General features: G+C 63.1%; 18 protein-coding genes. 8 read left to right on the top strand and 10 right to left on the bottom strand.

Features of this window, described 5'->3' with window-relative positions:
* Positions 1-9: 9 nt before the first annotated feature.
* Both KBI52_RS19430 and KBI52_RS19425 read right to left on the bottom strand, forming a co-directional pair.
* Complete coding sequence (locus tag KBI52_RS19430) at positions 10-1,182, bottom strand: zinc-dependent alcohol dehydrogenase (protein WP_210810626.1); 1,173 nt, start codon at positions 1,180-1,182, stop codon at positions 10-12.
* A gap of 114 nt (positions 1,183-1,296) precedes the next feature.
* Positions 1,297-1,743: an NUDIX hydrolase gene (locus KBI52_RS19425; RefSeq protein WP_173947126.1), complete on the bottom strand. Its 447-nt coding sequence runs from the start codon at positions 1,741-1,743 to the stop codon at positions 1,297-1,299.
* Positions 1,744-1,951: 208 nt separating this feature from the next.
* Between KBI52_RS19425 and KBI52_RS19420 the strand changes: the two genes are divergently transcribed.
* From KBI52_RS19420 to KBI52_RS19405, 4 genes are all read left to right on the top strand, one after another.
* Positions 1,952-2,725 (top strand): inositol monophosphatase family protein, encoded by a 774-nt coding sequence (locus KBI52_RS19420; protein WP_247654507.1) that lies wholly within the window; start codon positions 1,952-1,954, stop codon positions 2,723-2,725.
* A 120-nt stretch (positions 2,726-2,845) separates the two neighbouring features.
* Entirely contained in the window at positions 2,846-3,892 is a 1,047-nt protein-coding gene (locus KBI52_RS19415; protein WP_173947124.1) for an ABC transporter substrate-binding protein, read from the top strand.
* Between the two features lie 109 nt (positions 3,893-4,001).
* On the top strand, positions 4,002-6,191 hold the full coding sequence (locus tag KBI52_RS19410; RefSeq protein WP_210810624.1) for an iron ABC transporter permease: 2,190 nt from the start codon (positions 4,002-4,004) through the stop codon (positions 6,189-6,191).
* Positions 6,188-7,297 carry an ABC transporter ATP-binding protein gene (locus tag KBI52_RS19405; protein WP_173947122.1) on the top strand — a complete coding sequence of 370 codons (1,110 nt, stop codon included), beginning with the start codon at positions 6,188-6,190 and terminating at the stop codon, positions 7,295-7,297. The genes KBI52_RS19410 and KBI52_RS19405 overlap by 4 nt, the downstream gene beginning before the upstream one ends.
* A 5-nt stretch (positions 7,298-7,302) precedes the next feature.
* Here the strand turns inward: KBI52_RS19405 and KBI52_RS19400 are convergent, their stop codons facing one another.
* The gene (locus KBI52_RS19400) at positions 7,303-8,070 is read right to left on the bottom strand and encodes a potassium channel family protein (protein WP_173947121.1); all 768 of its coding nucleotides are present in this window, start codon (positions 8,068-8,070) and stop codon (positions 7,303-7,305) included.
* A gap of 179 nt (positions 8,071-8,249) precedes the next feature.
* Between KBI52_RS19400 and KBI52_RS19395 the strand changes: the two genes are divergently transcribed.
* Entirely contained in the window at positions 8,250-8,909 is a 660-nt protein-coding gene (locus tag KBI52_RS19395) for an HAD family phosphatase (RefSeq protein WP_210810621.1), read from the top strand.
* A 5-nt stretch (positions 8,910-8,914) separates the two neighbouring features.
* Here KBI52_RS19395 and KBI52_RS19390 read toward each other — a convergent pair whose 3' ends face one another.
* Positions 8,915-9,319: a helix-turn-helix domain-containing protein gene (locus tag KBI52_RS19390; RefSeq protein WP_173947119.1), complete on the bottom strand. Its 405-nt coding sequence runs from the start codon at positions 9,317-9,319 to the stop codon at positions 8,915-8,917.
* A 103-nt stretch (positions 9,320-9,422) separates the two neighbouring features.
* On the opposite strand from KBI52_RS19390, the gene KBI52_RS19385 reads away from it, so the two are divergent.
* The gene (locus KBI52_RS19385; RefSeq protein WP_173947118.1) at positions 9,423-10,025 is read left to right on the top strand and encodes an NADPH-dependent FMN reductase; all 603 of its coding nucleotides are present in this window, start codon (positions 9,423-9,425) and stop codon (positions 10,023-10,025) included.
* Between the two features lie 66 nt (positions 10,026-10,091).
* Here KBI52_RS19385 and KBI52_RS19380 read toward each other — a convergent pair whose 3' ends face one another.
* The 5 genes from KBI52_RS19380 to KBI52_RS19360 all read right to left on the bottom strand — a co-directional run bounded on the left by KBI52_RS19380 (position 10,092) and on the right by KBI52_RS19360 (position 16,550).
* Positions 10,092-11,255, bottom strand: a complete 1,164-nt coding sequence (locus KBI52_RS19380) for an iron-containing alcohol dehydrogenase (RefSeq protein ID WP_173947117.1) — start codon at positions 11,253-11,255, stop codon at positions 10,092-10,094.
* Positions 11,256-11,266: 11 nt separating this feature from the next.
* A complete protein-coding gene (locus tag KBI52_RS19375; protein WP_210810617.1) occupies positions 11,267-12,658 on the bottom strand; it encodes an aldehyde dehydrogenase family protein in 1,392 nt (463 codons plus the stop codon).
* A gap of 73 nt (positions 12,659-12,731) precedes the next feature.
* Positions 12,732-14,141, bottom strand: a complete 1,410-nt coding sequence (locus tag KBI52_RS19370; protein WP_262265897.1) for a glutamine synthetase family protein — start codon at positions 14,139-14,141, stop codon at positions 12,732-12,734.
* A 21-nt stretch (positions 14,142-14,162) separates the two neighbouring features.
* Entirely contained in the window at positions 14,163-15,698 is a 1,536-nt protein-coding gene (locus KBI52_RS19365; protein WP_210810612.1) for an amino acid permease, read from the bottom strand.
* Between the two features lie 63 nt (positions 15,699-15,761).
* Positions 15,762-16,550, bottom strand: coding sequence for an N-formylglutamate amidohydrolase (locus KBI52_RS19360; protein ID WP_210810610.1), 789 nt, complete (start codon positions 16,548-16,550; stop codon positions 15,762-15,764).
* 124 nt (positions 16,551-16,674) lie between these two features.
* Here KBI52_RS19360 and KBI52_RS19355 point away from each other — a divergent pair, with 124 nt between their 5' ends.
* The gene (locus KBI52_RS19355) at positions 16,675-17,562 is read left to right on the top strand and encodes a MurR/RpiR family transcriptional regulator (protein ID WP_262265898.1); all 888 of its coding nucleotides are present in this window, start codon (positions 16,675-16,677) and stop codon (positions 17,560-17,562) included.
* A gap of 137 nt (positions 17,563-17,699) precedes the next feature.
* Positions 17,700-19,202 (top strand): hypothetical protein, encoded by a 1,503-nt coding sequence (locus tag KBI52_RS19350; RefSeq protein ID WP_210810609.1) that lies wholly within the window; start codon positions 17,700-17,702, stop codon positions 19,200-19,202.
* A gap of 112 nt (positions 19,203-19,314) precedes the next feature.
* Here KBI52_RS19350 and KBI52_RS19345 read toward each other — a convergent pair whose 3' ends face one another.
* Complete coding sequence (locus tag KBI52_RS19345; protein ID WP_210810653.1) at positions 19,315-20,364, bottom strand: AbrB family transcriptional regulator; 1,050 nt, start codon at positions 20,362-20,364, stop codon at positions 19,315-19,317.
* Positions 20,365-20,448: the final 84 nt, after the last annotated feature.

Below are 20,448 nucleotides of genomic sequence, written 5' to 3'. Positions count from 1 at the left end.
TCTCACCTATCAGGGTTTGATGACGACCTTGATGCAGCCGTCCTGCTTGTCGCGGAAGACTTTGTACATGTCGGGCCCTTCGTCGAGGGACACCGTATGCGTGATAACGAAGGACGGATCGATCTGGCCATCCTCGATCCGACGCAGGAGGTCGTCCGTCCAGCGGTTCACATGCGTCTGGCCGGTGCGGATGGTCAGCCCCTTGTTCATGATCGCCCCGAAGGGGATCTTATCGAGCAGGCCGCCATAGACGCCAGGAATCGAGAGGGTTCCGGCCGGGCGGCAGACATAGGCCATCTCGCGCAGCACATGGGGACGATCCGTCTCCATCATCGTTGCCTGCTTCACCCGGTCGTACATCGAATCGATCGTCGCGGTCGCATGCGCCTCCATTCCGACAGCGTCGATGCACTTCTCCGGCCCACGGCCATTGGTGAGTTCATTGAGCCGTTCGATCACGCTCTCCTCGTCGAAATTGATCGTGATGGCGCCTCCGGCCTCCGCCATCGCGAGACGCTCGGGGACCCGGTCGATGGCGATGACCTGCTTCGCCCCGAGCAGGATCGCGCTGCGGATCGTCATCTGCCCAACCGGGCCGCATCCCCAGATCGCCACCGTGTCGGTCGGCTGGATGTCGCACTGAACCGCCGCCTGCCATCCGGTGGGAAAGATGTCGCTGAGGAAGAGGAGCTTCTCGTCGGGAATACCGTCCGGCACCTTGACATGGGTTGCATCGGCGAAGGGCACGCGCAGGTACTCGGCCTGCCCGCCGGGATAACCGCCGGTCAGATGCGTGTAGCCGAAGAGCCCCGCCGTCGTATGGCCGAAGGCCTTCGCGGCAATATGCCCGTTGCGGTTCGTCCGTTCGCAGACCGAGAAATTGCCGCGCTTGCACTGATCGCACTCGCCGCAGATGATGGTGAACGGGATCACCACGCGGTCGCCAACCTTGAGCCTGCCTTTCGACTCGGCTCCGACTTCGACGACCTCACCCATGGTCTCATGCCCCATGATGTCGCCGGACTTCATTCCGGGCATGAAGTGATCGTAGAGATGAAGATCCGAGCCGCAGATGGCGCAGCTCGTCACCTTGATGATCGCGTCGCGCGGGTGCTCGATCTGTGGATCGGGGACTGAATCGCAACGGATGTCGGTGGTGCCATGCCAAACGAGCGCCTTCATCGAATTCTCCTCAGATGCCTGCAAATGGCCAAGCTCCGCCGCTCGACCGCCTTCGTCACAGGAAAGACTTCTTGAGGAGCGTTGCGTTCCCTGAAGCGAGCCGAAAACTGCTCACTATTCCGTAGAAACGATATCGAGAACGTGCTCGGGCAGGCTTAGGATCAGATCGGCGAGTGCCGGTTCCAGAACCTGATGGGCGGCCTCCTCGACCGGAAACCACTGAGATTTCCGCTGCCCCTTCTCGCGCCAGGACTTGAGCTGCTTGGAAACCTCGAGCGGATAGACGTTGACGCGGCACAGGTCGAAGTGAGCAGCCCGACGCTTCCAGTAATCATAGGAGCCGAGAGGCGTGTTCTTGATCTCGCCCTTGACGCCAGCCTCCTCCTCCGCCTCCTGGGCGGCGGCCTTGTGGGGCTTCTTGCCCTTCATGGGCCAGCCTTTCGGAATCAGCCAGCGCTTGGTCTCACGGGATGTGACGAGAAGGACCTCGAGCTTGCCGTTCTTGATCCGGAAAGGGAGTGCCGCAACCTGGCTGAGTTCTTCTTTTGGGGTCTGGGGCATTCGACGAGAGTAGGACTCCTAATGGGATAACTTGTAACGTAGATGATTTGAGCCGGCTAAGAAAGGGTAAAGTCGAAAGCTGCCGAGAACGCCTCCGGCCTCATACGATTCTCTATCCTCTCAAAGCTTCATGACCGCCTCATAACAATGGAAGCCTCCATTTTGATCCAGAAGGACGCCCACCGTGATGACGACTGAGAGCCTGGACATGAGATTCGCCGCAGCCTGCGCCATCGCCCGCGAGGCCGGCGTACTGGCCCGTAAGCGCTTCCTGGAAAGGCCGCGTTCGCAACGGCCGGACTTCAAGGGTCCGCAGGACTTCCTGACCGCGACCGACGCGGAGGTGGAGGAACTGATCCGCGGCCGCCTGAGCGAGCTGTTCCCGGGCGATTCCTTCTTCGGCGAGGAAGGCGGCGGCTCCTTCGAGCGAGATGTCTGGGTGGTCGACCCCATCGACGGCACGGCGAATTTCGCCCGCGGGATCCCTCACTTCGCCATCTCCATCGCCTTCGTGCGCGAGAACCGGGTCGAGATCGGGGTGATCTACGACGTGATGCATGCCGAGCTCTACACGGCCCAGCGGGGGCGGGGTGCCATCCTCAACGGAGAGACGATCCGCGTCAGCGGACTCGAAGACATGAAACAGGCCACCGTGGAGGCAGGCTGGTCGCCACGCCTGCCGCCCGAGCCCTATATCGCCGTGGTGGACAAGCTCAAGACGGCCGGCGCCAACGTGCGCCGTGCCGGGTCGGGCACGCTGGGCCTTGCTTACGTAGCGGACGGGCGTATCGACGCCTATTGCGAACTCCACATCAATTCCTGGGATGCCTTGGCGGGCCTCTTGATCATCGAAGAGGCCGGCGGCTGGACCAACAACTTCCTGGCCAAGGATGGCCTCAGGAAAGGCAATCCCGTTCTGGCCTGCACGCCCGGACTGGCCGCTGCTCTCACAGAGGCGACAGGGATCGCGAAGGAGCCCTGAGACCGCATCTTATTCTAAAGATTCAGATTTGGAGCGCCGGCCAGGCACTTGACCCGCCGCCACAATGGAGGGAGCTTAGCCGACCAACCAATAACAAGAACGACATCACGGGAGGATAGAATGAGCGCAAAGAAGAATCTCGTTGCGGCAACCATGCTGGCAGGGACCGTGACGGCCCTGTCCTTCATGTCCGCAGGAACGGCTCAGGCCCAGGGCGCGCTGGTCATGTATTGCGGCGTGCAGGAGGAATGGTGCCGCGCCATGACGACCGCTTTCGAGCGTGAGACGGGCATCAAGGTCTCCATGACTCGTAAGAGTGCGGGCGAGGTCTACGCCCAAGTCAAGGCCGAGGCCGCCAATCCCCGCGCGGATATCTGGTGGGGCGGCACGGGCGACCCGCATATGCAGGCTGCCGAAGAAGGCATTACGGACGAGTACAAGTCGCCGAAAATGGGCGAGTTGCAGGACTGGGCCGTGCGCCAGTGGGAGCAGTCCAAGGGGCGCACGGTCGGCATCTATTCCGGCGCTCTCGGCTTCGGCTACAACACGGAACTCGCGCAATCAAACAAGATCGGCGAGCCGAAATGCTGGGCGGATCTGCTGAAGCCCGAATTGAAGGACGAGGTGCAGGTGGCGGATCCGAACTCCTCGGGCACCGCTTATACATTGCTCGCAACCATCGTTCAGATCATGGGCGAGGACAAAGGCTTCGAGTACCTGAAAGCCCTGCACAAGAATGTCAATCAATATACCAAGTCGGGCGCTGCTCCGGCCAAGGCCATGGCACTCGGTGAGACGACCGCGGGTATCGCCTTCATGCACGACATCGTCACGATGGTGGTGGACAAGGCGCCCGTGAAGGTGGTCGCCCCATGCGAAGGTACTGGCTACGAAATCGGCTCCATGTCGATCATCAAGGGAGCCAAGAACCTGGACAACGCCAAGAAGTTCTATGATTGGGCGCTCACCGCGGATGCCCAGAAGCTCGGTGCGGAAGCCAAGTCCTATCAGGTGCCGTCGAACAAGAGCACTCCGGTTCCGCCACAGGCTCCCAAGCTCGCCGACATCAAGCTGATCAACTTCGATTTCGCGAAGTATGGATCTTCGGCCGAGCGCAAGCGCCTCCTGTCCAAGTGGGACAACGAGGTCAAGAACCTGCCGAAATAGGCGGACTTGAAGCAGTTTCTGGCGAAGTGGGACTCTGCTTCGCCAGAATCCATTACTGTTGTGATCATGGGGGCCGAGTTCAGCATCGGCCTTGAAGCGAGAACAGAAGATGTCACGGGCAACCCTTGGCTGGATCGTTCTGGGCTGGGTCGGCTTTGCCCTCCTGCCCTGGTACGGCTTCGACCGCACGGTCGTCCCGACCCTTGCGGATTATTTCGTCGGCGGGTCGGCTTTGATCCACGGCATCAAGGGCGCGTGGTGGCTTCTGCCGATCCTGATACCCTTGTGTCTGGGCCTTATTCCCGTGATCCGCCCCTTGGCGCAAGCCAACGGTGGCTGGCTCATCGCGTCCGGGCTTCTGGGCCTCGCGCTCTTCATCCTTCAGGGCTTCGCCATCGGTCTCAATGGCTGGACGCTCGACATCCTGAAGGGCCTCTTCGGCTTACCTGGACCGAGCCAGGCCGGGATGGGCTATGGCGCGGCTCTCACCGCGACCGCCTTCCTCATCATACTCTGTCATGGCCTTGCAGCACGCGGCTGGTGCCGGGGCGATGCATTCGTCACCTCATCGATCGGTGTCGTCATTGCGCTGATCATCGTGTTCGTCTTCTTCCCGGTCACCACCATTCTTGCGAGTGCCTTTGCCGACAACGACGGCAACTTCGCCCCGTACGAATTCCTGTTGAAGTTCCTGGATCGATCGATCTGGGGGCTCGACTGCCTGTCAGGTGATCTGCGCTGCGGCGTCGCCTGGAACACCCTGTTCCTGGGCCTTCTCGTAGGCGTCGGCACCACCGCTCTCGGCCTTGCCTTCGCGCTGATTGCCACGCGCACGGATTTCCGCTTCAAGAAACTCCTCCGCGTGATGAGCGTTCTGCCCATCATCACGCCCCCCTTCGTGATCGGCCTCGCCCTGATCCTGCTTTTCGGCCGCTCAGGCGCGCTGTCGGCCGTCCTGTGGGACTGGTTCGGCGTGCCGCGGTCACGCTGGATCTACGGATTGCCCGGCGTGCTGATCGCGCAGCTTCTCGCCTTCACGCCGATTGCATTCCTCGTCCTGATCGGCGTCGTGCAAGGCATCAGCCCGACGCTCGAGGAGGCCTCGCAGACCCTGCGCGCGAAGAGTTGGACGACCTTCTGGACCGTGACGCTCCCCCTCATGCGTCCGGGGCTCGCCAACGCCTTCCTCCTCGGGTTCGTGGAGAGCCTGGCCGATTTCGGCAACCCGCTGGTGCTCGGCGGAAACTACGAGGTGCTTTCGACCAAGATCTTCTTTGCCGTCGTCGGTGCGCAGCAGGACCAGGGCCGAGCGGCTGTCTTGTCCATCATTCTGCTCGCCTTCACTCTCGGGGCCTTCTGGCTCCAGCACGCTTGGCTCGGCAAGAAAGTCTACACGACCGTCACCGGCAAGGGCGATGCCGGGATCCCCCTGCCCCTTCCACGGCGGGTCGCGCTGGCCTCCTATCTCACCGCATTGCCCTGGGCGATCTTCACCGTTGCCGTTTATGCGATCATCCTGGTCGGCGCCTTCGTGCGGTCGATGGGCCGCGACTACACGCCGACCTTCGAGCATTTCCTAACGGCATTCCGGGTGGAGAGCTCTGGCTCGGGACTCTACTTCTCCGGCTCAGCCTGGGACTCGTTTTTCGCCACCGTGAAAGTGGCTGCGCTCTCGGCACCGCTCACGGCCGCCATCGGCTTGCTCACCGCTTATCTGCTCACGCGCCAGCGCTTCTCCGGGCAGCGCGCTTTCGAATTCGGCACGCTGCTGAGCTTCGCCATCCCCGGCACGGTCGTCGGCGTGTCCTACATCCTCGCCTTCAACGTGCCGCCGATCGAAATCACCGGAACCGGGTTCATCCTCGTCATGTGCTTCGTGTTCCGCAACATGCCGGTCGGCGTCCGCTCCGGCATCGCGACCCTGAGCCAGATCGACAAGAGCCTCGACGAAGCATCGCTGACGCTGGGAGCCGGCTCGTCGACCACCATGCGCCGCGTGGTTCTGCCATTGCTGCGCCCGGCCATCGTTGCGTCCCTCGTCTATTCCTTTGTGCGCGCCATGACGGCTGTCAGCGCCGTGATCTTCCTTGTCACGGCCGAGTACAACATGGCGACGACCTATATCGTCGGTCGTGTCGAAGCCGGCGAGTTCGGCCTCGCAATCGCCTATTCCACGGTGCTCATCCTCGTCATGCTGGTTGCCATCGTGGCGATTCAGCTCGCGGTCGGCGAGCGGCGCCTCGGGCGCCGCAGTGCGAGCACTGCTCCCTCTCCCGTTGCCGTGCAGGCGGTCCCATGAACAACATATCCTCCATCCACGCCTTGTCCCGCTCGGCACCCTCGAAGAAGCAGGCTGCCTCGGTGCAGTTCCGCAATGTGACGAAGCGCTACGGCAGCGTCACCGCCGTGGACGACGTCTCCTTCACCATCGAGCCGGGCCAGCTCGTGACCCTTCTCGGCCCGTCCGGCTGCGGCAAGACCACGACCCTGCGCATGATCGCGGGGCTCGAGATGGCGAGCGAAGGCCAGATCCTGATCGGTGGACGCGATGTGACGAACCTGTCGGCGGCCGACCGGGACGTGAGCATGGTGTTCCAGTCCTACGCGCTCTTTCCTCATATGTCGGTGCTGGAGAACGTCGCCTACGGGCCTTCCGTTCAGGGAGTGCCGAAGAGGAACGCGATCGAGATGGCCATGGAGAAGCTCGCGCTGATCGGCCTCAAGGGTCTTGAGAAGCGCGCTCCCTCCGAACTCTCCGGCGGGCAGCAGCAGCGGGTGGCGGTCGCCCGGGCGCTCGTTCTCGAGCCGCAGGTTCTGCTTTTCGACGAGCCTCTGTCGAACCTCGACGCCAAGCTGCGCCGGCGCGTGCGCGAAGATATCCGCGAGCTTCAGCAGAGCCTCAACCTCACCGTGGCCTATGTGACGCACGATCAGGAGGAGGCGCTTGCCGTCTCCGACCACATCATCGTTATGTCGAATGCCCGGATCGCCCAGACCGGAACGCCGCGCCAGCTCTACGAAGAACCGGCGAACCTGTTCGTCGCCGATTTCATCGGCGACGCCAACATCATCCCAGGTGAGGTTGTGGACGTCATCGGGCCCACCGCGCAGGTGAATGTCGGCAATGTCCTTCTTCAGCTCCCGCATAGAAATTCTGGTCTGGGTTCGGTCAAACTCGCCGTCCGGCCTGATGCGATCCTGCTCGACGAGGCCATGACCGGCCCCCTGTCCGGCACGGTTCGCAAGGCGTCCTATCTCGGCACGCAGGTGGAATACGAAGTGGAGAGCCCGATCGGGAATCTGTTCGTGGTCCAGTACGGGCGCAAGGAGCCAATCGCGCCGGGCACACCGGTGTCGGTCGCCTTCACTGCACAGCGCGGCCTTGCCGTCATCCCGAACTCGTAAGGACTTCAGATCGCCCCCTCGTCCGGAATGTTGAGGACGGTGCCGCAAGCCTTGCAGTGCACCGCATCCCGGTCATGGCGTTGCAGGGCGCAGACGGGACAGGGAAACCTCACCTTGTCGGGTCTCAACAGCACCTGAACCAGACGCAGGAAGAGCGTGACGCCGAAGATCATGATGATGACCGAAATCAGATGCCCCAGTGTGCCGGTCAACGTGATATCGCCGAACCCGGTCGTGGTGAGCGCCGCGATCGTGAAATAGAGCGCGTCGATGTAGTTGCCGATCTTCGTGTTCGTCCAGCGCTGCGTCTCGTAGACGAAGCCCGTCATGACGAAGATGAAGACGCCGAGGTTGACCGAAGCGATGATCAGATCTTCATTGCGCCGGAAGAAGACGCTGTCGGACCTCAGGCGGGCGAGCAGCTGATAGGTGCGCAGCAGGCGCAGGGTGCGCAGGATTCGCAGGAACCCGATGCCCTCTCCGACGACCGGCGCAAGAAACGACACGATGGCCGCGACATCCGCCAGGGTCGCGGGATGAGCCAGATCCCGCCAAGGCGTCCGGCTGATGGCCAAGCGGGCTGAGAAGTCGCCCAGAACGATCAACCCGATGATCACGTCGACCCACTCGAAGGCCGGCGAGCGCGGCAGGAACGATGTGATGACGATGAACAGGATCGTGGTCACGTCGAAGACCAGCAGAGCATAGCGGAACTGATGCGCTTCCTGAGTATCGCCCTCGTAGAGAAGCCTCAGCCTATCTCTTATCCGCATCGGGAGGTCTCGTCGAATGGGCGGAAGGAAGTGCGAACCATCGGTCGAATCACGTTTTATAGGGTTTATCGACTCCCTGATTATCTATAGAGCAGGGTTGCAATTCCAACGGGGTGCCATCCGGGACGAAGCGGTCTATTCCCTCGCCTCGAAACCCGATGCTGTTGAGAGATGTCCCGATGCTGAAAGCTCTGATCTTCGATATGGATGGAACACTGGTGCACAGCGACCCCGTGCACCTCGAGGCCTTCGCCGAGGTCCTGAAGGCCGAGGGCGTCGACATCACCGAGGAAGTCTATCGCTCCCAGATCATCGGGCGCACCAACGAGGCGATTTTCGCGTCTCTCCTGCCTCACCTGCCGGTGGAGCGGCACGAAACCTATGCCGACGAAAAGGAGGCCACCTTCCGCCGCATTGCGTCGGACCTCAAGCCGCTGGACGGGCTTCTCGAACTCCTCGACTGGGCCGAGGCGCGCCATATCCAGATCGCCCTCGTCACCAACGCGCCGCGGCTCAATGCGGATCACATGCTCGAAGCCTTGGGACTGGCGGGCCGCTTCAAGGTCGAGATCACCATCGAGGAGGTGGAGCGCGGCAAGCCCGATCCCCTGCCCTATCTGACGGCCCTGGAGCGGCTCGGCATCCGGGCCGAGGAGGCCATCGCGTTCGAGGATTCCCCGTCCGGCATGAGGGCTGCCAAGGCCGCAGGCCTCTTCTCCTTCGGCGTCCTGACCGGCCTGACCGCGGGCGAGATGAGGGAGATCGGCGCCGACGGCGCCATCGTGACCTTCCACGACCGGGCCCTCTGGGAGATCCTGGAGCACAGGATCGCGTCCTAGTTGCCTCAGGCGGCGTCGGGCCGCAGCTCGCTGGAATCATGGCCGGCACCGCCTTCATCGAAGCGTCGGCGCGCCGCCAGAATCTCATCCCGGTTCTGGATCGCCCACTCGCCGAGCCCCCGTACAGTCCTGAGCAGGGAGCAACCCAGCTCTGTAAGCTGGTAATCCACCCGGGGTGGAATGGTCGGATAGACGGTGCGCGTCACGAGCCCGTCCCGCTCCAATCCGCGCAGCGTCAAGGTGAGCATGCGCTGGGAAATGCCCGTGACCGAACGGCGTAACTCGTTGAATCTCTTGGGGCCCTCGCCCATCTGGACCACGACCTGCACGCTCCATTTGTCGCCGACGCGCGACAGAATTTCGGTCACGGTCCGGCAGTTGGTGGGCACATGGATGTGACTGGGTGACATGAAAGTGCCTCCTTGCGCGACGCTCAAGAAGTTACTTAATGAGCCTCGGTTACAAAACGGAACTTATGTGCTCCGGCCCCCGAATGCAAACCAAGGACATCCCATGAAGCCCAAGCTTCACATCATCATCGCCAGCACTCGCCCCGGCCGGATCGGTCCGAGCGTCGCGGAATGGTTCCGCGATTTCGCCGACGAGCACGGCAGGTTCGATCCGGTTCTGGTCGATCTGGCCGACTTCAACCTGCCGGTCTTCAACGAGCCCGAGCATCCGCGCCTGCGCAACTATCACCACGCGCATACCAAGGCCTGGAGCGACAGTGTGGCAGAGGCGGACGCCTTCGTGTTCGTAACGCCCGAGTACAATTTCGGCCCCCCGCCTTCTCTATTGAACGCCCTCAACTATCTCGTGGCGGAGTGGCAATACACCCCGGCCGGTTTCGTGAGCTATGGCGGCATCTCGGGTGGACTTCGCGCCGTCCAGATGACGAAGCAGATTCTCACCACCTTCAAGGTGATGCCCATCACGGAAGGCGTGCCGATGCCGATGGTGTTCCAGAACCTGGAAAACGGAAAGCTGAAGCCCGCCGAGATCTACAGGACCTCGGCCGCGGCCATGCTGGATGAACTCCACGTCTGGACCGAGGCCCTGAAGGGCGTCCGCTCCAAGCACAAAGCCTCTCTGGAGCGCAAGGCCGAAGCCGCCTGATTGTCCTGTCGAACCAAGAGGCACCGCTTTCGGCCAGAGCGGTGCCTCTGTGCCTTTGTCAGCCGTTCAGAGACGTCCCGCCAGCGCATCTTCGAAGAGCGTGCGGGCGCTCTCCCGGGTGATCGGCACTGGATTTCCGCCGGCGGTCGGATCGTTCGGCGCCATCTCGGACATCTCGTCGAAGCGGGCCGCATCGACCTTCAGCCCCTCCAGGGTGTGCGGCACGCCGAGATCTTTGCGCAGCTGCAGCACCCAGTCGAAGAAGGCCTGGAATGACGGCTCGAGGCCGATATAGGCAGCGAGGCGCTCGATCCGGGTCTCGATGGCCTCGCGGTTGTAGACCAGCACGTAGGGCATGAAGACCGCATTGGTCAGGCCGTGATGGGTGTCATAGAGCGCGCCGGTCGGATGCGAGAGGGCATGGATCGCCCCGAGGCCTTTCTGAAACGCGGTCGCTCCCATGGCGGCGGCAGACATCATCTGCGCGCGGGCCTCGATGTCCTGACCGTCCTTGTAGGCGCGGGGCAGGTACTCCTTCACGAGGCGGATGCCCTCGACCGCAATCCCGTCGGCCATCGGGTGATAGCCCGGTGCGCAATAGGCCTCGAGGCAGTGAGCCAGCGCATCGAGGCCGGTGCCTGCCGTAATGTGCGGCGGCATGCCGACCGTCAGCTCCGGATCGCAGATCACGATCTTCGGCATCATGAGCGGATGGAAGATCACCTTCTTGGTATGCGTGGCCTCCTGGGTGATCACCCCGGCACGCCCCACCTCCGAGCCGGTGCCGGCGGTCGTCGGGACGGCGATGATTGGCAGAATGCCCTTGGGATCGGCGCGGGTCCACCAATCGCCGATGTCTTCGAAGTCCCACATGGGTCGGGTCTGGCCCGCCATGAAGGCGATGACCTTGCCAGCATCGAGCGCCGAGCCTCCGCCGAACGCGACGACGCCGTCGTGCTTCCCGGACCTCAGGACATCAAGCCCCTTGTAGACATTGGTTTCAACCGGATTCGGCTTGATGTCCGAAAAGATCGCGGCTCTCAGACCGGCGCCCGTGAGCTGGTCGAGGGTCGCCTTCGTCATCGGCTGGGTGGCGAGGAACGGGTCCGTGACGATGAGCGGAGCCAAGATTCCCGAAGCCTTGCAGGCCTCGGCCAGTTCCGCAATGCGGCCTGCGCCGAAGCGCACGGCGGTGGGGTAGTTCCAGTTGGAGCGTGGAGATGCGGTCATGATGGTTTCAATCAGATCTGACGGAGATGGTAGGATTTCGGGCGTGTGAGCGCTTCATAAGCCAGCCTCGACAGGCTCGCCCCACGACCCGTGTCCTTCACGCCCGTCCAGGCGAGCGCGGGATCGAGATAGTCGCAGCGGTTCATGAAGACGGTGCCGGTCTCAAGCTTCTCGCCGATGGCCTCGGCCGCATCGATATCGGAGGTCCAGATCGCCGCGGAGAGGCCGTAGGGGGAATCGTTCATGAGGCGGATCGCCTCCTCGTCTCCCTTCACCTTCATGATGCCGACCGTCGGGCCGAAGCTCTCGTCGCGCATCACGCTCATGGAATGATCGACGTTCGTCAGCACCTGTGGCGCCAGATAGGCCGTGTCGCCCACGTCCGCCCCGAAGCGCTTGGTGTCGATATGCGCCCTCGCGCCCTTTGCCACGGCCTCCGCATTCTGGTGGCGCACGAGATCGGCAAAGCGCTTATGCGCCATCGGCCCCAGCGTCGTCGCCTCGTCGAGCGGATTGCCGAGCACGTATCGGTTCACGAGATCGACCGCGCCTTCGACGAAGCGGTCGTAATGCCTCTCGTGCACATAGATGCGCTCGATACCGCAGCAGCACTGGCCCGAGTTGAAGAAGGCGCCGTCGACCAGATTCTCGATGGCGTGATCGATGTTGGCGTCCTCGCGCACATAGGCGGGATCCTTGCCACCGAGTTCGAGCCCGAGCGACGTGAAGCTGCCCGCCGCCGCCCGCTCGATGGCGCGACCACCCGAGACGGAACCGGTGAAGTTGCAGTGACCGACGAGGCCGGCACTCAGGATGCGGCTTGTCTGATCATGGCTCAGATACAGGTTCTGGAACAGACCTTTCGGCATTCCCGCCCGGTCCATGGCCGCCTGGAAGCGTTCACCCGCAAGAACCGTCTGGGAAGCGTGCTTGAGCAGGACCGCATTGCCGGCCATGAGCGCCGGCACGATTGTGTTGATGGCGGTGAGATACGGATAGTTCCAGGGCGCGACGACCATGACGAGCCCCACCGGCTCCCGTTTGATCATGCGGCGGAAGCCCGGTCTCTCGTCATCCGCCGGAATAGGCTGGAGGCTCTTCTCCGCGATCCCGATCATGTGGCGCGCCCGCTCCTCGACGCCGCGGAACTCGCCCCCGTACCGCACAGGGCGGCCCATCTGCTGGGCAAGCTCAGGCACCACCTCCTGGTTCATGGCGAGCAGCGCGTCGAGAAAAGCGGAGACCTTCTGCGCGCGCTCGGCGATGGGTGTGTTGCGCCACGCCTTTTGCGCCTCGCGCGCCGAGACAAGGGCGGCCTCGATGGCAGCCTCGGACAGGATGGGGCGGCGGACGAGCTCGCGTCCGTCGATGGGGGAAATGCAGACGATATCGGTATCGGCCATGATGGTATGCCTGAATGACCATGATCCCCGAGAATCATGGTCGCCTCCTGTGCGTTGATTATGGGACGGTCTTTTAGATGATCTCGAAGTAACGGGCGAGCTGCCAGTCGGTGATGGCCTTGCGGGCCTCGCGCTCCTCCCATTCGCGGGTGGCCGCATAATGGTCGACGAAGGTGTCGCCGAAAAGCTCTCGGGCCGCCTTGGACCCCTTCAGACGCTCGGCCGCCTCGCCGAGGGAACGCGGCAAGGCCCGCTCCTTTGGATGCTCGACCGCATAGGCGTTGCCTTCGATGGGGTCTCCGGGATCGATCCGGTTCTGGATGCCCCACAGGCCGGACCCGATGGCCGCCGCCAGGGCAATGTACGGGTTGATGTCGGCGGCGGCGACCCGGTATTCCACGCGCTGCGATTTCTCCGATCCGGGGATGACCCGCAGCGCCGTGGTGCGGTTCTCGACGCCCCAGGCCGAATCGGTCGGTGCCCAGAAGCCCGGGATGAGCCGCGTGTAGCTGTTGACCGTGCAGGCCACCATGGCGAGGAGCTCGGGCATCAGCGCCTGCTGGCCGCCGACGAACCAGCGCATCGTCTCGGACATGGTGTGCTTGCCGGACGGATCGTAGAATGCGCCTTTGCCGGACCGCAGGTCGCGCAGGGACGTGTGCAGATGGCCGGATTGACCGGGCCAGTCGCGCGACCATTTCGCCATGAAGGTCGCCATCCAGCCACGGCGTTGCGCCAGAATCTTGGTGTAGGTCTTGAACAGCGCCGCCTTGTCGGCGGCCTTCAGGGCATCGTCGACGCGGATCGCTGCTTCCAGAACACCAGGCCCCGTTTCGGTATGCAGTCCCTCGATCTCGAAATCCATCCTGTTCGCGAGGTCGAGGAGCTCATGGTAGAAATCCGCATGGACTCCTGACCGAAGCACGGAGTATCCGAAAAATCCCGGCGTAATGTTCTTGAGGTTCTTGTAATCCTTCTCCCTTACAGAGTGCGGCGTTTCCTCGAACAGGAAGAACTCGAACTCGGCCGCGGCCGACACGGCAAAACCCATTGCGTCCGCCAGATTCAGGACGCGCCGAAGCACCCCACGTGGGCAGGCTTCCTCCGCATAGCCCTCGAACTCGGCGAGAAAGAACGGCAGATCGTCCTCGAAGGGAATGAGCCGCATCGTCTCCGGCAGCACCCGAACCGGCGCATCCGGATAGGCCGTGTGCCAACCCGTAAGCTTGGTGTTGTCGTAGAGCTGATCGTTGGAGTCCCAGCCCAGGACCACGTCGCAAAAGCCGAAGCCCTTTTCGAGGGCTGATTCGAATTTGTCGCGTGCCATGTACTTGCCGCGCATGATGCCGTCGACATCGGTCACCCCGACCTTCACGAAGCGAAGATCGCGGCTGCGCACATATTCTACCGCATCCGCGGCATTCTTGATCTTGGGAGCGTCCATACGAAGAACCTTGACCTGGCGGAGGAGAGGAGCGCGCACGACGCGCGCTCCCTTGTGGCGTCAGTGCGTCTTGTATCCGCTTTCACCCTTGGTGAGCGCGAATTCCTCCTCCGGCGAGAGGATGAGCTTGTGGCGCCCGATCAGGAGGAAATAGGCCATCATCACCACATAGTAGATGGCCACGCCGGTCACGCCGGCCCGGAACACGGGGTCGGTCAGCTGGAAGACGAGCGTCACGGCCGCGATCGCCATGCAGATCACCGCGCCCGCGATGCCGAAGGGGCTCGTATAGGGCCGATGCAAGTCCGGGAACTTCCTCTTGAGCACGATGTAGGACATGCCTTGCATGAAATAGGCCAGCATTGCTCCCGCGACCGCCATGTTGAGCAGCGTCCCGCCGATGACCGTGGCTCCGGCTTCGGCACCGACCGAAAACCAGATGACCAGCATGACGAAAAGGCCGATCACCGCTCCCGCCACCAGGGCCACATGCGGCGTCTTGCGCGCTCCGTGCGTGACCGACAGGAAGCTCGGAAAGTAGCCTGCCCGCGACAGCGAGTAGATCTGCCGTCCGAAGGCGAAGATGATGGTGTGGAAGGATGCGATGAGCCCGATCACCGCGATGGCCGCCAGGATCTTCGCGATATCGGTGCCGAACAGGGTCCGGAACCCGTCGAGCAGCGGCTCGCCGGACTTGCCGAGCCCGACCGCGCCCGGTGCGATGCCCGTGTTCAGGAACAGCACGAGGAACGCTGAAGCGATCAGGGTCAGGATGCCGGCGATGATGCCTTTGGGCATGTCCCGCTGCGGGTCATGCGATTCCTCGGCCGCGAGCGGCAGTTGCTCGATGGCGAGGAACAGCCACACGGCGAAAGGCAGGGACGCCAGGATGCCGAGGGCGCCATTCGGCAGGAACGGGCCGTTGCCGCTGGGAAGCTCCGCACCATCGGGGCCGATGTTCAGCGCCCAGCGGGCGAAGTCGAACTGACCGGAGAGCAGCACCGACACGTAGAAGAAGGCGAGCACCGCGAGAGCGGCCAGCGTCACGGTCACCGTGACCTTGAACGACAGTTCCACCCCGATGATGTTGAGGCCGACGAACAGGGCGTAACACAGCACCCAATAGACGGGCTGGAAGGCCGGCGCCGTCTCGAAGATCGCCGACAGATACGAGCCGATGAAGAACACGATCACGGCCGGAGTCAGAACGAACTCGATGTTCTCCGCGATGCCCGTGACATATCCCGCCCACGGTCCCATGGAGGTGCGGGCGAACGAATAGGCGCCGCCGGTGTGTGGCAGGGCCGGCGACATCTCGGCCAGCGAGAAGGTCAGGCCGAGATACATGACGGCGATGACGAGGGTGGCGAAGAACATCGACCCGAAGCCGTTGGCGAGGCCGAGATTCCAGCCTGAATAATGGCCCGAGATCACCGCCCCGACGCCGAGCGCCCAAAGCGACCAGACGCGGGCGTGGCGCTTGAGCCGCCGCGCCTCGAAATAGCTCTCATCCACGGTCGTGTAGGTAATGCCGGCGGCACCCTGCACGCCGGCCGGGGGCGCATGCACCCCGGTGCTTCCTTGTCCGACTGACATCGAGTAGATCCTCCAAGAAGTTCTGTCGTTCGGGTCACGGCACGGTCCGCGCCATGCCCGTCATCAGAGCGTCCGTGCCCCCTCCCTCAAAAGCGGCGCCAGACGGCGAGCCCACGACGCCTGTCCGTCTTGTGCGCGGATCAGGTCGTTGCGGATTTCGATCATCAGCGGATGGAGGCCTCGCCTCACGGCGTGTCGCTCGAGGGTGTGGAACACCCGGTCCGCTGGAGAATAAGGTTCGTTCATGCCGACGATGAGCGTCGGGTCCTGCCGCAATCCGGCTTCGACGCTGCGCGCATAACGCTCGTCGCGATCGAAGATCAGGCCGATTTGCCAGGGGCGCGGCACGTCCCGATAGACCGGCGTGAACGAGTGAATGGACACGACGGCGGCCAGCTGTCCTGCGGCCGTGCGGGACTTCACGAGGGCGTCGACCACGCCGTGAAAGGCGTCATACACCTCCCGCACCCGGACTGCCCTCTCCGTCTCGTCGAGATCGAGATTGCCGGGGATCGTGGTGCGTTCGCTGAGCGTCCAGATCGAATCCGGCGCCGAGGGATCTCGGTTGAGATCGAGCACGAGGCGCGAGACGCCCGCGTGGATCAGCGGCGCGTCGAGGAGCCGTGAGAGATCCTTCGCCACGCCGAGCGCGCCCGGATCCCAGGCGATGTGGCTTTCGAGATCCGAAGGCTGGAGGCCCAGCGTGCCGTAGCGGGCCGGGAGGTGATTGGAGGCATGTTCGCAGATGAGCAGGATGGGCGAACGCCCGTTCGGGTTTTCGATGATGGCAACCGGTTCTTCTGCCGTTACGGCAGGGGGCAGATCGTCTGTCTTCCGACTCGCCTGCGTCATGCGGTTCTCCGTCGACCCGCCCGAAGGCCGGCCAATCCCCGTTTGAACGCTTGATACGTTTCTTGTACTTTTCTCTCGTGATGAAATTTCTGATACAGGTTTTCAGAACCGTCAAGGAGGGGGTGTGAATCAATCCGGTATGCGCGACGACCATCGCCCTCCCCTGACCGCACCGCCGAGCCTCGCCGAGCGCATCCGTCTCGAGATGGATTCGTTCACGCCCAGCGAGAAGCGCGCTGCGCATCTTCTCCTGAGCCATTATCCGTTCGCGGGCCTCGACACGGTAGCCGAATTCGCCTCCCGGGCCGGGATTTCCGCTCCGTCAGTCCTACGCTTCGTCACCCGCCTCGGATTCGGTGGCTTTCCGGACTTCCAGAAGCACCTGCGCGAGGAGTTGGAAGCTCAGCTCCTCTCCCCCTTGGCCAAGGCGAGCCCCTCCGACAAGAGCCAGAGTGCGCCGGCGCTCGCGGCCTTTGCGGAGGTGGTGATCGGGAACCTGCAGGCGACGGTGGAGAACATCGCACCGGCCGAGTTCGAAGCCGTGGTCGCGCTGCTGTCGGATCCGCGCCGGCACATTCATTTCACCGGCGGGCGCTTCACCGGCGCTCTGGCCCGCTATGCGGAGAGCCACTTCCGCATCGTGCGCAGCCACATCGATTTCATCGAGGGGCAGCCGGTGCTCTGGCGCGACCGGATGATCGAGATCGGACGCAAGGACGTTGTCGTCGCCTTCGACATCCGACGCTACCAGGAAGACGTCACGGCCCTGTGCGAGACCGCCGCCAGGCAGGGCGCGACGGTGGTTCTGCTCACCGATCCCTGGCTCTCGCCGATCGCCCGTGTGGCCCGGCACGTGCTGCCGGCCCATATCGTGGCGCCTTCCAACTGGGACTCGTCGGCGGGCCTCCTGCTCCTCACCGAAGCTCTCGTGGCGGCCGTCACGAAACGCCTGTGGGATAGTGCCAAACCGCGCATGGAGGCGGTTGAGCGTCTAAGGAACCGGAGAACCTAGAGGAGGCCAGCCTCATATTTAGGGTATTAATGTTATGTTATATAAGATATAAGGAGGTGGAATAACATTTAAAGAAGCTTCTCCTTATGGAACCTCAAGCTTACCCACGGGGCTTTCTCCTCTCCAGGTACGGCACTATGCCCCCGCCAGGTTTCAAGGCGGGTCCGATCTTCGACAATTTCTTCATCGAAGCTGCGAATTGCGTTGATTCCGCATCAAGCGGCGAACTTGCCGTGGTGATCCTGGGGACGTGCGTCAGCACCGAGACGGATCGAGGGCAAACGTCCTCGACAAGCCTGGACACTGATCATAATCCGCTCGGCGAAGGGCCCGCCGAGGAAACTCCCGCTCAGCACCTGCTCCGTGCGCTTCTTGCGAGCACGGCGCTGTTCTATGATGCCCTCGACCAATATTGCGGCAGGCACGTCATCATTTTCGGCCCCAAGGACGTCCCATCCGTTCTTGGCGATGCCACGGGGATGCGCACGATCTTTTATGCGGCAGAAGGCGGCGTCGTCGCATCCCACGCCCGGCTCGTCGAAGAGACCCTTGGTGGTGAGATCAAGCGTGTCACTCTTCCCTATCGCTACGGCTTTCCGGGAAATCACACGCCTTATGTCAGAACGCGCCTGCTGACAGCCAACACGCTGTACGATTTCGCGAAAGGCAAGGTCGTCCGCTTTTGGCCGCGCGGTCGCATCAGGGAGGTCGCGCCTCAGAGGGCAGCGGATATCGTTTGCGAGCGCGTGACAACGGCTCTCAAGAGAATTGCAGCAGGAAGACGCGTTTCCCTGAGCATCACCGCAGGCCTCGATTCCCGAACGATGCTGGCCCTTGCACTCCAGGCCGGGATCCCGTTCGACGGGTACACGTATGATCGTGGAGACAGAACATCCGTCGATTGCGAGCTTGCCAGCGAACTGGCCCGGATCGCAGGAATTGCACACGTCGTCGTGCCGACACCGAGTGTTGCTCCTCCCGATCTGAAACGTGTCATCAATAGGACGACTTACTACAATCATCATCATTCGGTGGTACAGCCGATGCAGGACCATTTTGCTGACACCGACGCCCTCACCGTGACGGCCAATCTCCTGGAGATCGGCCGATTCTTCTACAAGGGGCAATGGTATGCAGATAATCTGCCGGACAATCCTCGATCCATGACAGACATGGCCCTTGCCGCGATCCCCAACTCGGCCCGCAAAGCCTCCATATTACAGGAGTTGCGTAGCGACCGATTGATGCATGAATATTTTGCCGATTTCATTCGCGATTCCGATTTCAACGCAGCGCGCGGCATCCTGGACCCGCGGGATCAGTTCTACTGGGAGCACAGGATGAGCGCGTGGCATGGGATGATCCTCTTAGAGCGCGATTTCTATGCCGACTGCTTCATCCCCTTCAACAGCCGCTCGATCTTCGAGGCGCTTCTTGGGGTGTCGGAACCCGATCGCAAGAGCGCGACGGCCTTCCGGATCATCATCGGCCGATGCGCCCCTCAGCTTCTCTCGACCATTCCCATCAACCCGGCTCGACAATCCCGCGAGCAACGTCGACCTAAGCACGTTTCCGATGTCCTGAACTGGCTGAAGGTGCAGGCTCAGCGAGCCGGGAACGCACCGAGGGCATCGAATTGACGATCCGTCCTGTGGCTATCTGGACTCCTTTGAGAGGCCCCGGAACCCGAGATGCCATGCTCGCCCGTCGCAATACACCGACGACGCGCACAGGAGGCCGGAACCCGTTGCCCTATTCCGCCGCTTCCGGCCGGGCTCTCTGCAGCCAGCCGATGAGGAATGGGAGGACCAGGCCGATCCCAAGGAACCGGACGAGGTGGTGGATGCCCACATAGAGCGGATCGAGGCCGAGGATCAGGGCTAGCACGGTCATGGCTTCAAGCCCGCCCGGCGCGAAGGCGACGAGTCCGTTGGCGAAGCTGACCCCGGCAAGCCAGGCGGCGGCACCTGCGAACAGGGCGGCCACCACCATGCCGACCGTAAAGGAGCCGAGCGCGGACACGAGAGCCCTTCTCAGGGTCGAGCGCTGGAGGTTGCGGAACCGCTCGGCGATGAACAGCCCGATCAGCACGAGGCCGCCCGTGGCGATCACCGGAGGGATCACGCCCGTCACCCATTCCGTTCCGTGGCTGACCGAGCTGACGACGGTGGCCCCGAGCAGGATCGGAGCGGCCACCTTCAGCCGGGCGAATACCGTCCCCAGCAGGAGGCCGCCGAGCAGGATGAAGGCCATGCCGCCGGGGCTCTCAACCGGGAGCCCCTCGCCGACCAGCATGCCGGCATTGCCCCCGCCCCCGGTCACCACCACGAGGCTCGGCAGCAGGGCGATCAGCACGAAGAGACGGAAGTTCTGCACGATGGCGATGGACGCCACCTCGGCCTTCCGGTCGGCCGCCACGGCGAGGACCGTCGAGAGGGCCCCCGGAACGGAGGCCAGCACCGCATCGGCCTTGCGCCAGCCCGACATGCGCACGAGCCACGCGCTCGAGGCGGCCGAGATCGCCACGACCCCGATGACCAGCAGGATGAGACTGCCCGGATAGCGCCCCATGGCGGCGATCGCGGCCGGCGTCACCGCCGCCCCCATGGCGGCCCCCGAGGTCAGCATGGCGGCATCGGACAGCGCCTTCGGCAGGGGCACGGACCAGCCGGTCAACCCCCACAGGGTGGCGGCGATCGCCGAGCCGGACAGCCAGGCGGCCGGGACCCCGAGCCAGTAGAAGACAAGCCCGCCAAGTGCGGCAACGAGGATCTGGGCGACATGGGCAAGGACAAGACGCATCACGGTTTGGCTCAATGGACGGCCCGGCCCCTCAGGTCAAATGCCGATGGTGCGCAGTGGCCATGCGGTCACGGTCTGGCCATG

Source organism: Microvirga sp. HBU67558, assembly GCF_018069605.1.
Taxonomy (GTDB): Bacteria; Pseudomonadota; Alphaproteobacteria; order Rhizobiales; family Beijerinckiaceae; genus Microvirga; species Microvirga terrae.
This window is presented reverse-complemented; position numbering and strand designations above follow the sequence as displayed.